Annotated in this window: 13 protein-coding genes; 9 read left to right on the top strand and 4 right to left on the bottom strand. The window is 48.5% G+C overall.

Features of this window, described 5'->3' with window-relative positions; all coding sequences use genetic code 11:
* Positions 1-80: 80 nt before the first annotated feature.
* A complete protein-coding gene (locus C7B65_RS29680; RefSeq protein WP_397428430.1) occupies positions 81-209 on the bottom strand; it encodes an alcohol dehydrogenase catalytic domain-containing protein in 129 nt (42 codons plus the stop codon).
* 238 nt (positions 210-447) lie between these two features.
* Here C7B65_RS29680 and C7B65_RS28020 point away from each other — a divergent pair, with 238 nt between their 5' ends.
* A complete protein-coding gene (locus tag C7B65_RS28020) occupies positions 448-600 on the top strand; it encodes a hypothetical protein (RefSeq protein ID WP_181314461.1) in 153 nt (50 codons plus the stop codon).
* 137 nt (positions 601-737) lie between these two features.
* Here the strand turns inward: C7B65_RS28020 and C7B65_RS20780 are convergent, their stop codons facing one another.
* Positions 738-1,991, bottom strand: coding sequence for an RNA polymerase sigma factor (locus C7B65_RS20780; protein WP_073074593.1), 1,254 nt, complete (start codon positions 1,989-1,991; stop codon positions 738-740).
* A gap of 183 nt (positions 1,992-2,174) precedes the next feature.
* Between C7B65_RS20780 and C7B65_RS20775 the strand changes: the two genes are divergently transcribed.
* The 6 genes from C7B65_RS20775 to C7B65_RS28510 all read left to right on the top strand — a co-directional run bounded on the left by C7B65_RS20775 (position 2,175) and on the right by C7B65_RS28510 (position 4,963).
* Positions 2,175-2,531, top strand: coding sequence for a YciI family protein (locus C7B65_RS20775; RefSeq protein WP_073074592.1), 357 nt, complete (start codon positions 2,175-2,177; stop codon positions 2,529-2,531).
* Positions 2,532-2,584: 53 nt separating this feature from the next.
* Positions 2,585-3,028: a YybH family protein gene (locus C7B65_RS20770; protein ID WP_073074591.1), complete on the top strand. Its 444-nt coding sequence runs from the start codon at positions 2,585-2,587 to the stop codon at positions 3,026-3,028.
* A 32-nt stretch (positions 3,029-3,060) separates the two neighbouring features.
* A complete protein-coding gene (locus C7B65_RS20765; protein WP_073074590.1) occupies positions 3,061-3,471 on the top strand; it encodes a VOC family protein in 411 nt (136 codons plus the stop codon).
* A 59-nt stretch (positions 3,472-3,530) separates the two neighbouring features.
* The gene (locus C7B65_RS20760; RefSeq protein WP_073074599.1) at positions 3,531-3,932 is read left to right on the top strand and encodes a VOC family protein; all 402 of its coding nucleotides are present in this window, start codon (positions 3,531-3,533) and stop codon (positions 3,930-3,932) included.
* Between the two features lie 26 nt (positions 3,933-3,958).
* On the top strand, positions 3,959-4,687 hold the full coding sequence (locus C7B65_RS20755) for a DUF899 domain-containing protein (RefSeq protein ID WP_073074589.1): 729 nt from the start codon (positions 3,959-3,961) through the stop codon (positions 4,685-4,687).
* 66 nt (positions 4,688-4,753) lie between these two features.
* The gene (locus tag C7B65_RS28510; RefSeq protein WP_219898676.1) at positions 4,754-4,963 is read left to right on the top strand and encodes a DUF1579 family protein; all 210 of its coding nucleotides are present in this window, start codon (positions 4,754-4,756) and stop codon (positions 4,961-4,963) included.
* 226 nt (positions 4,964-5,189) lie between these two features.
* On the opposite strand, the gene C7B65_RS20740 is transcribed toward C7B65_RS28510, so the two are convergent.
* Positions 5,190-5,726, bottom strand: a complete 537-nt coding sequence (locus C7B65_RS20740; RefSeq protein WP_073074598.1) for a GNAT family N-acetyltransferase — start codon at positions 5,724-5,726, stop codon at positions 5,190-5,192.
* Positions 5,727-6,035: 309 nt separating this feature from the next.
* On the opposite strand from C7B65_RS20740, the gene C7B65_RS20735 reads away from it, so the two are divergent.
* Both C7B65_RS20735 and C7B65_RS20730 read left to right on the top strand, forming a co-directional pair.
* Positions 6,036-8,252, top strand: a complete 2,217-nt coding sequence (locus C7B65_RS20735; protein WP_073074588.1) for a GumC domain-containing protein — start codon at positions 6,036-6,038, stop codon at positions 8,250-8,252.
* A 29-nt stretch (positions 8,253-8,281) separates the two neighbouring features.
* Complete coding sequence (locus C7B65_RS20730) at positions 8,282-11,410, top strand: SNF2-related protein (RefSeq protein WP_073074587.1); 3,129 nt, start codon at positions 8,282-8,284, stop codon at positions 11,408-11,410.
* 295 nt (positions 11,411-11,705) lie between these two features.
* On the opposite strand, the gene C7B65_RS20725 is transcribed toward C7B65_RS20730, so the two are convergent.
* Positions 11,706-13,097 carry a serine hydrolase gene (locus tag C7B65_RS20725; protein ID WP_083583171.1) on the bottom strand — a complete coding sequence of 464 codons (1,392 nt, stop codon included), beginning with the start codon at positions 13,095-13,097 and terminating at the stop codon, positions 11,706-11,708.
* Positions 13,098-13,150: the final 53 nt, after the last annotated feature.

Genomic DNA, 13,150 nt, shown 5'->3' with positions numbered 1-13,150 from the left:
CGGAGGGGAGCAGGCATAAGGAGGGGTTAATTAGAGGGTCTTCCTATCTTATATTTAACTTCACCCTCCTACTTAGCTGCTCAAAGGTTGTGGTTCTCTGACATACACCATTCACAGGTCATACACGATTGAGAGTTCCACCCCAGCCCAACTTGCTGACCGACTTTGAGTTTTTTGACCGCATTGCCTACTTGCGCGATCCTACCCACTTACTTCATGCCCTGGCACTAATGAATACTGCGACGTTCCCCAGTGGTTGTTGATCATGCTCAAGTCGCTGTGGCAAATCTTACATTATTCGACCTTTATTTCGACCTCTTCGCCTCTCAAAGCTCCTAGATCATATTCAAAAGGGAGACGGTTTTTCTATTAAATGGAAGACCGATCGGAAGCAACATTAACACCTATCGAGAACGATGTCCGAGCGATCGGCGAGGCACCTATGCAGTGCTGACTGAAGCTGGATTAGCGATGCAGCAGCAGATGTGGTCTGTCTACTCTGAAGCAATCGCAGAATACTTTGGCTGTCATCTCAATGATGAAGAACTTCAAGTGATGCAGCAAGTGTTAGAGCGAATGCTGACTAAAGCTTGCAAATGAGAACGAAGGTTGTTTACAGCCACTCCCGTTGGTGAACTGTGAACTAGAATCACTATGTAACAGGTGTACTATACTTCCTCCTAAACCATTACCCTGTCGAATCGAACCTTTGTGCAAATCTTGATCTTCAGGATAAGTCACGGCTGAACTTCGTGTAACCGCCGATCGAGAAACCGCCGTTCGCTGTCATTCGTGACGAGTGCAAGTGCTTGCATGTAGCTCTGCGCTGCGGCTTCTAAGGCTCCAACCCGACGCAGCAGATCGGCTCGTGCGGCGTGAAACAGATGATAGCCATTGAGTTCGGTGGCAAGCCCATCCAGGAGTGCAAGCGCCGTCTGAGGACTGTCTACCATCGCGATCGCGACTGCTCGATTCAGCAACACGATCGGCGAAGGCTGGAGTCGTTCCAGTACCCCGTAGAGTCGAACAATCTGTGCCCAGTCCGTCTCTTCCGCCCGTGCTGCCTGACAGTGGAGAGCGGCGATCGCGGCTTGTATGGCAAACGGACTCGGTTCACCCCGCAATGCTTCCTCAACGAGTGGCAGTGCCTCAGCAATCTGCGATCGGTTCCAACGGCGACGATCTTGATCTTCGAGCAAAACCAGATCGCCCGCCTCATTTAGACGGGCATCGCGTCGGGAGTCATGCAGCAACATCAGCGCTACTAGTGCTGTCACTGCTGCGGGCGGTTGGGGTGACATTAATACCCTGACGAGTTGCCCCAGTCGGATGGCTTCTGCACAGAGATCGGCTCTCACCAGTGTCTCGCCCCTCGTCGCCGCGTAGCCTTCGTTGAAAATGAGATAGATCACCGTCAGCACTGTATCTACCCGTTCGGGCAGATTGTTTGTATCCGGCACTATATAAGGAATGCTTGCGTCACGAATCTTGCGCTTGGCACGCACGAGCCGCTGTGCCATCGTTGCCGTGGGCACGAGAAAGGCACGGGCAATTTCGTCGGTTTCCAGTCCGCCCAGCATTCGCAGCGTTAGAGCCACCTGAGTCTCAATCGCCAGTGCCGGGTGACAGCAGGTGAAGATCAGCTTGAGACGATCGTCCGGAATTTCATCGGTGTCATACTTTGGCTCCTCACGGCTCGGAATCAACCCGGATGCAGCATACCATTCGAGTTTCTCGCTTTCGCGCGATCGTCGTCGGAGGCGATCGATCGCTTTAAATCGCGCTGTTTTGATGATCCAGGCACGCGGGAGATCTGGAATGCCTGTGGCTTGCCACTGATTCACAGCCGCCGTAAAAGCCTCCTGTGCTGCCTCTTCAGCGATGTCAAAATCTCCCATCAGTTGGATCAGGATGGCGACGATTCGCCCCCACTCAGTGCGGTAAACGGACGTAATCGCCTGACTGACATCTGAGTTTGTGTTTGAAACCATAGCGGACGATCAAAAAGTTTCTCAAAAATTTTGCTGAGGTGTCGATTTGAGCGATTGCCGTTCGACTAACTCATGAAAGGAACCAAAGGAGGTCAAGCTCGATCGTACTGGATGATAAAAATTTTTGGCAAAGTGTCGATTTGAATCAGCGCTGTTCGACTTAATTACAAAGGAGGCAACCCAATGAAATACATGATGCTGATTTACATGGAGGAAAATGCGCTGAGCGACACCGAGCGGACGCAGTGTTATGCAGAATCCGCACAGCTTGCCCAACAACTCAACTCGAAAGGACAGTATTTGGCAACTGCTCCGCTTCATCCTGTCGCAACGGCAACCAGTGTCCGGGTGCGCGACAGCAAATCACTTGTGACCGACGGCCCGTTTGCCGAAACCCGCGAACAACTGGGCGGATTTTTCCTCATTGATGCCCAGGATTTGGATGAGGCGATCGCGATCGCTGCCCAGATTCCAGGCGCAAAAGTTGGCACGGTCGAGATCCGTCCCGTGATTGAAGTTGCGGGACTGCCAGAGCCTTAATATTTGCCCTCAACCCCAGACCAAACTAAACCTCAAACCAAGGAGATCCTGCAATGACAACCGCAAGCACCATCACATCCAACGAAGCTCAAATCCGTCAACTGATCACCGATCAACAACATGCCATTTGCACCAAGAACGGGGATCAAATCATGTCCCGCTATGCTGCCGAAGTCATCATGTTTGATGTCATCCCCCCATTTCAAACCAAGGGCAAAGCAGCGATTCGTCAAGCGTGGGAAGCGTGTTTACCCTACTTTCCAGATTCGTTTGAAATGGCAACAAGAGACCTCACAATCATCGTGAATGACAATTTGGCAGTTGCCCATTGGCTGTTTCGCTTTACAGGACAGGAAAACCATCCTGCCATGCAAACCTGGATGCGGGTAACGGCGGTTTGCCAGAAACATCAAGACAACTGGCAGATTGTCCACGAACACCTCTCGGTTCCTTTTGATCCAGAAACGTCTCAAGCCGCTTTCACGCTCAACCCGTAATCCAATTCCTGAACCAACTGGAGGAATACACCATGAAACTCAATCCTTATCTGATGTTCAACGGCAACTGTGAGGCAGCGTTCAAGTTTTATGAGCAATGTCTCGGCGGCAAAATTGTCGCGATGATGACCCACAAAGAAGCACCCTCAGCAGAACATGTGCCTGCTGAATGGCATGACAAGATCATGCACGTTTGTCTCGATTTGGGCGATCGTCTTCTAATGGGATCTGATAGTCCATCGGGGTACTTTGAAGCTCCTCAAGGCTTCTACGTGCAGATCAGCGTTGATGAGCCAGCCGAGGCAGAACGCATTTTTCATGCGCTGGTAGAAAATGGCAAAGTGAAGATGCCGATCGAGCAAACCTTCTGGTCTATCCGGTTCGGCATGTTAGTCGATCAGTTCGGCATTCCGTGGATGGTGAACTGTGAGCAAGCGGCTTGATCTCTCCGTTCAGGCGAAGCTTCTCAAATATCGTGCAACAAATCTTACAAGGAGAAACCATGAGTACTCAAATTTTCGTTAATCTGCCCGTCAACAACCTCAAACAGTCGATCGAGTTCTTTACCCAACTCGGCTTCCAGTTCAATCCTCAGTTCACCGATGAGACTGCCACCTGCATGATTGTGAGTGAGAACATTTTCGTAATGCTCTTGACCCACGAGAAATTCAAAACCTTTACTCCCAACACCATTTGTGATGCCACGAAAAGCACCGAAGTGCTGGTGTGTTTATCTGCTGAAAGCCGAGAAGCCGTGAATGACCGAGTTCGGAAGGCAGTTGCCGCTGGTGGCACAACCTACAACGAACCGCAAGACCACGGATTCATGTATGGACATGGCTTTCAGGATTTAGATGGTCACATTTGGGAAGTGGTGTATATGGAGCCAAGCGCAATCAACTAGGAAGCAATTAACTAAAGAGATTTACAATGATCAAGAACGAAATCGCACGTCCAAAAATTGTTGGACGAGACGAGTGGTTGACTGCTCGTAAAACACTCCTTGAACACGAAAAAGAATATACCAAGCACCGCGATCGCATTAACGCCGAGCGACGCAGGCTACCAATGGTCAAGCTTGAGAAAGACTACACTTTTGAAGGATCGAATGGCTCTGTCAAACTGATCGATCTGTTTGCTGGGCGTACCCAACTCATTATCTACCACTTCATGTTCGATCCAACATGGGATAGAGGTTGTATGGGTTGCACGGGCTATGTCGATGCCCTGGGCGACCTGTCAATGCTGAACGATCGAGACACAACATTCGCGCTTGTCTCCCGTGCCCCACTGCCCAAGCTTGAAGCCTACAAAAGGCTCAAAGGATGGACTGTTCCCTGGTATTCCTCCTTTGGCAGCAATTTCAACTACGATTTCTATGTCACGCTAGACGAGAACGTCGCGCCCATCGAGTACAACTATCGGGACAAAGCCCAGATGGAGGAAAGGAGCGGATCTAATGTGATGCAGGGTGAAAGTCATGGACTCAGCGTTTTCTTCCGCATTGGCAACGATATTTTTCACACGTACTCGACCTATGCTCGTGGCGTTGAATCGCTCACCGATGCCTACAGCCTTCTCGATACGACACCCTATGGGCGGCAAGAAGATTTTGAAGACTCGCCTCCAGGTTATCCGCAGCAGCCGACCTATGGGTAGAAATTCTGCTCACGGCTCAAGGTGCCCATGCTGGAAGCGCGGTAACAGGGAACAGCAGATGAAGCGATGACGACAACCGCAAAACAATCGGAGACAACGATGAATATTAAACCGCAGAAGGAACACCACTGGCTTCAAAAACTCGTCGGTGAGTGGACGTATGAGACTGACGCGATTCGCTTCGCAAAGCTAAGGATCGATATTATCCACCACAAAGACAATCAGCAAACCATCTGCTCAATGTCCGCGCATGTGGGGCGGTTTAAAGCTTGCTAGACCCGTCTGGAGAAAGATCAGGTTAAATCTAGCATCCTGTCGAGAAAGCGACACAAAGCCCGCGGCTGACATTTCCTCGCTGAAGCCGAAGTGTTGCTTGACGAACGTCGCTGATGCTGTGACATCAGCGACGTTCGGTGAAATGGCTGAAGCGGTAATCTGCATGTATTCTCCTCTCGCTATAAAATCGTGCTGCGTTAAATTTGTTGAGTTGGAACCCAAGAAACTAACCCATCTCACCTTCAGGTTGTCGCCGTTTGACCATGAGCAGTGCGGGCCCGTCGGGCGTGATCACTTCGCCAGTCGGGACAAATCCAGCTCGTCGGTAGCATCGGATTGCTTGTTCATTCTCAGGAGCAGGGTCAGTCTGTACCTTAGTCACAGTCGGATCTTGGAAAAGCTGCTCTGCAAAGGCGTGAACCATTGCGCTACCCAAGCCTCGACCCATCTGCTCTGGATTAGATAGAAACTGGTCAATGCCTCTCGCACCCGGATCGGTTTCCTGCTCCCACCATCCCTCACCCGATCCCATGACAATATAGGACTGAATAAAGCCAATCGGTTCATTCTCCAATAAGGCAATGTAGCCTCGTGTGGTCGCTTCGTCGGTGGTATAGGGTAGGTAGTCGTGTTTCACCTCAGCGAATGTTCCAGGATCGCCCCACCATTTCGAGACATGCGGGCGGTGTAACCACTCATGCAGCATCATGAGATCTGAATCAGCCAACGGTCTGAAAGAAATCATTTTAGCGATGTGATTCATGATGTTTTCATCTTCTCCAGTCCCCATCAACACCCTATACCCTAGTCGCAAATCCATGAGAAAGTTAGGGTGTTTCTAGAATTTCTGGAGCAAAAGATGAAGGTAACAATATCATCGGCTTCTCTCTAAAAGATTTAGGTGCAAACCGTAGCGCCTAATCTTCTGGCGTTTCTGCTGCAAACCAGGTATTGTAGTCGCGTCTATAACAGTTTTGAGGCTTAAATTTACACTCTACTCTGACACTTTGAAGAGGATGTGGCAGTATGGGAGAAACCTCCTTACTCAACTACTTCGCTAAAAACCAGTCGCATGAGCAATCCATTTTTCGCTCGACGAACCCAGCGATCGCACCTCCTACAAGTTGCTGAATATACCTCGGCCGCCTTCGCTGTAGGGGGAGTTGTGGTTTCAGCTCTATCGCAACAGGTAGCGTGGGCGGCGGCTCCGCTGTCTCTCTCGCTGTGTCTAAATTTAGTCAATCGGCGACGGTTTGAGCAGCAGACAGAGCAGAGATTTAATGGGGCGATCGCGCAGATCGATCAACGCCTATTACACCTCGACTCACGAGTTTTAGAACAATCTACTCAAAGTCTGACAGAGCGAGTTACTGACCTTAGCGAACAACTCACCGCCTTTGGGCAACGTCAAAATCAGACCGCGATCGATTTAAGTGAGCTACGATCGCAGCTTTCTCAACTACAAGAGCGCTTCACAACAACTCAGCAAGGGCAAAACGCGACTGCGACCCATCTAGGTGAACTGCAAGCGCGATTATCTCAACTTAATGCACAGTTAACGGCGAACCAACAGCGTCAGGCTGATGCGGCAACAAGTCAGACAGGATTAGAAGCCCAATTCTCTCAAGTGCGAGAGAACTTATCTCAAGAAATTCAGGACATTCGTCAACAACTTCAAGCGACGACTCTGAATTTGGGGGAGTTTCGAGCGTTGCAACAAGCATTTCCCAGGCTCGCAGAACAAATTGCTCAACTTCAAGAACAACTGAGGGCGATCGAAGCCCAACAAATCAGCGAACCTGCGGATCTGAGAATCGAGAATCGGCTGCCCACGATTGAGCCACCTCCAACTATCGTCGCACCAGAGTTTGTAGACTTGCCGACTGAACTAGAACCTGAAGTTGAGCAGGCTCCGATCAGTCCGGCTGACGTTGAGGGACTTAGTGATTTAGAAGATTTGGTGCTGAATTTGGGGATTGATTTTGGCACCAGTTTTACGAAAGTTTGTTTTCGAGATGTGGCAAGAGATCGCTCAGAGATTGTTACCTTCACCGACGAAGTTACTCATCTGGAAGAAGCCTTACTGCCGACAAAAATCGGAATTCTGCCCGATGGCACGCTAATGACTGGATTGACCACTTCTGAATGGAAACCTTACGAAGACCAAGTTCAGACAACGGTGGAATTTATCAAAATGCGCTTGGCTGATTTAGATCTTTCTCAATGCAACGAGAGCTGGCGACTTGAAGAACTCCCTGAGCTTGACAATCCTGAAACCGTTGAAAATCTTTGTGCTTATTATCTAAGCCGGATTATCGTTCGCGCTCAAACTTGGATTCGTCAAAATAAACCAGAGCTAATCATCAATCAGCAGATTGGATGGTCTGCCAACGTGGGTGTTCCAGTTGAATATTGTGATTCTAAGGCAATTAACCGCTTTGAAAAAGTTCTCTCTCTCGCCTGGTTGTTGAGTCATGAACCTCAGACTGAGCGAATGACGATCGAGAATTTGCACGATCGCTTAAAACCACTGAGAGCAACACTAGAAGAGGCGGCGATCTATTGCCACGCGATTCCAGAAATTGCGGCTGAAGCGTGGTCGCTAATCAACTCTCTTGAAATCGATGAAGGATTTTATGCCCTCTTCGATGTGGGAGATGGAACCCTAGATGGCAGTTCATTTCAATATCGGAATGAGGCCGGCGAGAAGAAGGTTGATTTCTTTTTCGGTAAAGTCGATCCTTTAGGAGTTACTGCCTTTTGTCAACAATCAGCGAAGGAATTAAACCTTTTAGATACTGATGTTAAAGATACGTTGCGTGGCAACTCAACTCGTTATTCCGTCCAACTGAGGAGTAGTAAAACTCGCAGAGAGATTCAAAAACTGATTGCCAAAGTGATTCTAAAAGGGTGCCGGAGGTATGTTGAGCATGGGGGCACTTTGATGAAGCGGGGGTTTGAGAAACCGCTGAACATTTTAATGGGAGGTGGAGGCGGACAATCCATCTTTTATACTCAAGCAATCAAAGATACTTATAGTGACTTTAAACACAAAGATGCTTTGATTCCTGAGTATGAGGTGCGATCGCTGCCAGCCCCCAAAGACTTGGAAACGAACGGCATCAGCAACCGCGAGTTTCATCGATTTGCAGTCGCTTATGGGTTGTCGATCCCTACTGGAGAGCAGCCAGAGATCAGACTTCCAAGCGAGATGGAGCAAATCAAGCCAGCACCCCCTCAAGGAGAAGATCCGATGGGTAAGGCACCTAAAGCCAACGAACCGAGATGAAGTTACCCAGGAGCAAAGGCGTATAGCCAATGAGTGATACTAGTTGGAACCCGGCTATTTCAGGTCAGGAAGTGCGTGTAAAAGCCAATCCGGGGCATCGGGGCATCACGACCGGAAAAACTCGCGCTTCTGGAACTCGGCTGCTGGTGCAAGTTCAATTTAGCCCAAACGAAAAATCCTACAAGCCCTACAACCTTTTAGAACTTTGTGGAGAACCAGAAGGACTTCTTGATCTGCTAGAACAAGGAAAATTTAGCGGAGCCGATGACCTGCGCCGAATTCTCACGTTTGAGAAAGTAAAAGGACAATTAACCAACATTTTCTATAGTATGGAGTCGAGTCATACTGACTTCTACCCACACCAGTTTAAACCTGTGCTGAAGTTTTTAGAATCTCCGGTGGGGCGATTGTTGGTTGCAGACGAAGTAGGACTGGGAAAGACGATCGAAGCCATCTATATCTGGAAAGAACTGCAAGCCAGAGCCGATGCCCGTCGTTTATTAATCATTTGTCCAGCAATTTTGCGGGAAAAATGGCGCGATGATTTGCAACAACGGTTTAATATCATCGCCAAACTCACCAATGCCCAAGCGCTCTTAGAAGAAGTCAAGTACGTTCTGCAAAGCCAATATCAGCATCCCTTTGTGTGCATCGCCAGCTTAGAAGGGCTTCGCCCCAGCGCTAATTGGGAAGATGCAACCACTTCGGGAGCCAAGGCAGAACTGGCAAGATTGTTAGACAACAATAACAACAATCCTGCTGCCGATGAGTCGAGCGTGTTTGATTTGGTGATTATTGATGAAGCGCATTATCTTCGCAACCAAGCCACTGCCAATCATCGACTGGGGCAACTGGTGCGAGATGCGGCTCGTCATCTATTGCTGCTCACGGCAACCCCGATTCAAACTCAGAACAATAACCTCTATCAACTGCTGAAGATTATTAGCCCAGAAGATTTTTTTGACGAGACAATCTTTCATCAAATGCTGGAGGCAAATGCGCCGTTGATTCGGGCTTTGCGATCGCTCTGGAGTCATCCTCCCGATTTTAAGGCGGCAAAACGCGACCTCGATCGTGCCCTTCAGTCCGATTACTTTCAACATAATTCTGTGTTACGGCAAATTCAACACACGTTGGAAACACCTGACGCGATCGATGCAGAAACGCAAGTCAGACTCGGTTACAAATTAGAAAGTGCTTCATTAGTTAGTCAATATCTCACTCGCAGCCGTAAACGCGATGTGCTGCCCAATCGGGTTGAACGCGCCCCCCAAACGTTGAAGGTGCATTTCTCTGCTTTAGAAAAAGAAATTTATGAGTCGGTGACTCAAGCCATTCGCAAACAAAGCAAAGGCAAGCAAGGCGTTCTGCTCTTTCGGTTGATTGCCCGTCAACGGCAAATGGCAAGCTGTCTTGTCGCTGCGCTAAAAACTTGGTCAGAGCAGGGAATTTTGGATGAATTTCAAGATGAACTGTTCTGGGAATCGGGCATTTCAACCACACAGTCAGAAACCGAAACATTGCCCGATCGTGAGACATTGCCATTAGAAAATATTAACTACGCTCAACTCGAATTTGAAGACACCAAATATCAAGCACTCGTTCGGTTTCTACATCGCGAACTCAAGAAACATCCAGATGAGCAATTTGCGCTGTTCGCCTACTTTCGCGGCACCCTTCACTATCTGCAACACCGCCTAGAAACGGATGGAATTCAGACCAGTTTGATTTTGGGTGGCATGGGCGATCAAAAACAAGAAGTGCTGTCACAATTTAAGCAAGGCAACACCTCCATTCTCTTGTCTTCAGAAGTCGGCAGCGAAGGAATTGACCTACAATTTTGTCGCTTTTTGATTAACTATGATCTGCCCTGGAACCCGATGCGAGTCGAACAGCGAATTGGACGGATCGATCGCTTAGGGCAAAAAGCTGATCGCATTTCAATCATCAATTTCAGTTTGGTAGACACGATTGAAGAACGGATTCTCGATCGTTTATATCAACGTATCAATGTTTTTCAAGAAAGCATTGGCGATTTGGAAAACATTCTCGGAGAGGCGACCGAAAAATTGCTCGTAACCCTATTTGAATCCGAATTAACGGATGCCGAACGACTCAAACGCGCTGACGAAACTGCAAGCGCAATCCTCAAACAACGCCTCCAACAAGACCAATTAGAACAAGAATCCGTCAATTTAATGGCGTTCTCAGATCAAATTCTTGATGCTGTTAGCAAAAGCCGCAATCAGGGTCGATGGCTAACTTCAGAAGAATTGCACTCATTTGTTGAAGACTATTTTGCCCGCTACTATTTAGGCACCACCCTTAAACCGATTCAAGGTAAAGAAGCCGTCTTTGAGATCAAGCTAACCGAAGATGCCAAAGTCGGTTTAGAGTTGTTTCTCAAGCACCATCGATTTGCGACTCAAACTCGCTTACATCGATCGCCTGCGTTCTGTTTGTTTGACCCTCGCCTTGCAGAACAACCGGGCAAAGGCACCGGACAGCCAATCGAACTGCTTGATCCCACCCATCCACTGATTCAATGGATTAGGCACAGCTACGACAATGATGCTCAAAAACTTCACCCGATCTCAGCCGTTCGCTGTGAGCAGTCAGACGTTGAAGTTGCGCCAGGAAAATATGTGTATGTGATTCATCGCTGGCTGTTTCAAGGATTGCGTTCTGAGAGCCGTCTTGCTTACAAAGTTGCTCAATATTCGGATGGTAAATTATTGTCTGATGAACAATCAGAACGCCTCCTCTATCGGGCAGCCCGTTGGGGAAAGGCAAAGCTGAATGCCGCTAATTTACTAGAAAATCTCGATCAAGTCCTGGCACTTTATTGCGATTGCGATGATGCACTAGAAGCAGGCTTTGACCAGGCATCAGCAGAATTTGCTGCCGAGAATGACAACCGTTGCGATGTTCAACAGCGCAGTGCCGAAAGCTACGCCGATCGTCGTCGCCAACAACTCGAAGACCGCATTCAAACCTTTCAACAATCAGGCAAACTCCGAATGCTGCCTGCCACAGAGGGACAACTCCGCAAAGTGAACCAAGAATTAGAAATCAAGAAGAAGTTGATCGGCGATCGTCGTAACACCGAACTGAATGTGATCCAGCTTGCCGCAGGTATCATCTTTGTTGAGCCATGATGTTTAGTGAGTTAACTGATATCAGTTCGCTGCGTTCTTCAGCCCCCTAAATTCCCCAATTCTGGGAGACTTCAAGCCCAGAATTTAGGTTCAAAGTCCCCAATTTTGGGGGATTTAGGGGGCAGCCCGGATTTGCAACCGTAGCGAAAAGATCACGAGGGGCACGACATGTTGTGCCCCTCCATCAACCCGCGTTCTGTACGGGCATCATGCGGATCTGTCGCGTTCACAAATCAAATGGGTATGACATCACGGCTCAACAAAAAGGACGAATAGTATTGCGTACAGAACGGGCTTAGTCTAGTTTTTTGGCTGGAATCTCTTGCCCTGCCTGATGCAAAATTAGACGATTTACTTTTCCCTGCCGATCGCTGATGAATGTAATTTGAGCATCCACTTCAGTGATAAAAAATTGGGTTTCTGTTTCTGCAAACAACTCGACTTTGGGCTGTCCTGTTGCTTGAGCATAGAGGCGATTTTGTTCTTTGGTAATGGTGAGAATAAAGTTGGGAGCCAGTTCATATCGCCCAACATAGGCATCAAACAGTTTAGGATCGACCGCAACCGCTTGACGTTGTTTGGGTGGATTGTGTTTTGCTAACTTGTTGCGACGATCGAGCAGATGCAGCCCAATGTCAGCAATATCATTCTCTGAATTGGACAACACAACAACGCCCAGCCGTTTCTGTTTCACAAAGCCAATAAAGCTGCGAAATCCACCCGTACCGCCATCATGGAAGATAATCTCCGTCCCGTTTTGGTTCAAGCTATGCCAACCGATCGCGATTTTTAGACTGGGTGTATCTGTCTGCTTTTGAACAACATGGGTTTTTTGCAGAGTTGCAGTCAAAGGGGATGAGGTCAGTTCTAGATTAGCCGCCAAGAACTTGAGTAGATCGTTGGTCGTCGATCGCAGTGCCCCTGCCCCTGCCAGTGTGGGTAAGTCCCAGTGAGAAACAGGTTTACCAAGCGCATTATGTCCGGTAGCGAAGCGAGCTTGCTGATCAGAGGTGAGATGAATTCGGGTGTCATTCATCTGTAAAGGTTGAGCAATTTGGGTTTTCACCAGCGTTTCATAGTCCACGCCTGCCTTGAGACTGAGAATGTGCCCTAGTAAGCCTGCTCCCAAATTCGAGTATGCGTACTGAGCGCCAATGTCTCGCGGCAGACGGTAGGTTGATAGAAAAGAATATAGCTGTTCGACTGTGTAATCTGCATAGGGATTGTTCATATCAGCAGGTGCAAAGTTATCAGGTAAACGCGGCAGCCCAGAGCTGTGAGTTGCCAAATTCAACAAGGAAATTTCTTTACCGTTTCGCGTTGGCGTTTTCACAGATTTAGGAAGAAACTTAGAAATCGGATCATTCAGCTTCAGATCCCCTCGCTCTGCCATATTCACCAGCGCCAGAGCCGTAAACACCTTGCTAATTGAGCCGATTTCAAATAGCGTATTGCCATCAACCCGACGGGAATTCGTGCGATCGAGTGTGCCATGACCAATAATGCGGCGACCTTGCTCATCAATCACACCCACAACAATTCCAGTACTTTGCTGCTCTTGATCAATGCGTTGTTGCAGAATTGTCCTGATTTCAGCATCCGATCGCACAGATTGAGCATTGGTCATTGTTCCAAACCCCCCTGAACTGAATAGCACCAAAATTAAGATCAACAATTTCCGTTTCACGATCGCACCTCCTTACCTAAAAATGAGTCTTCAGGCGACAACAGTGCACTGAC

Origin of the sequence: Phormidesmis priestleyi ULC007 (assembly GCF_003003695.1) — a bacterium.
Taxonomy (GTDB): domain Bacteria; phylum Cyanobacteriota; class Cyanobacteriia; order Leptolyngbyales; family Leptolyngbyaceae; genus Phormidesmis_A; species Phormidesmis_A priestleyi_A.
This window is presented reverse-complemented; position numbering and strand designations above follow the sequence as displayed.

What these genes read in the sequence shown, in the direction of transcription:
- C7B65_RS20780 (WP_073074593.1), bottom strand. Translation starts at nt 1,991, where the DNA reads ATGGTTTCAAACACAAACTCAGATGTCAGTCAGGCGATTACGTCCGTT.
- C7B65_RS20775 (WP_073074592.1), top strand. Translation starts at nt 2,175, where the DNA reads ATGAAATACATGATGCTGATTTACATGGAGGAAAATGCGCTGAGCGAC.
- C7B65_RS20770 (WP_073074591.1), top strand. Translation starts at nt 2,585, where the DNA reads ATGACAACCGCAAGCACCATCACATCCAACGAAGCTCAAATCCGTCAA.
- C7B65_RS20765 (WP_073074590.1), top strand. Translation starts at nt 3,061, where the DNA reads ATGAAACTCAATCCTTATCTGATGTTCAACGGCAACTGTGAGGCAGCG.
- C7B65_RS20760 (WP_073074599.1), top strand. Translation starts at nt 3,531, where the DNA reads ATGAGTACTCAAATTTTCGTTAATCTGCCCGTCAACAACCTCAAACAG.
- C7B65_RS20755 (WP_073074589.1), top strand. Translation starts at nt 3,959, where the DNA reads ATGATCAAGAACGAAATCGCACGTCCAAAAATTGTTGGACGAGACGAG.
- C7B65_RS28510 (WP_219898676.1), top strand. Translation starts at nt 4,754, where the DNA reads ATGACGACAACCGCAAAACAATCGGAGACAACGATGAATATTAAACCG.
- C7B65_RS20740 (WP_073074598.1), bottom strand. Translation starts at nt 5,726, where the DNA reads ATGAATCACATCGCTAAAATGATTTCTTTCAGACCGTTGGCTGATTCA.
- C7B65_RS20735 (WP_073074588.1), top strand. Translation starts at nt 6,036, where the DNA reads ATGAGCAATCCATTTTTCGCTCGACGAACCCAGCGATCGCACCTCCTA.
- C7B65_RS20730 (WP_073074587.1), top strand. Translation starts at nt 8,282, where the DNA reads ATGAGTGATACTAGTTGGAACCCGGCTATTTCAGGTCAGGAAGTGCGT.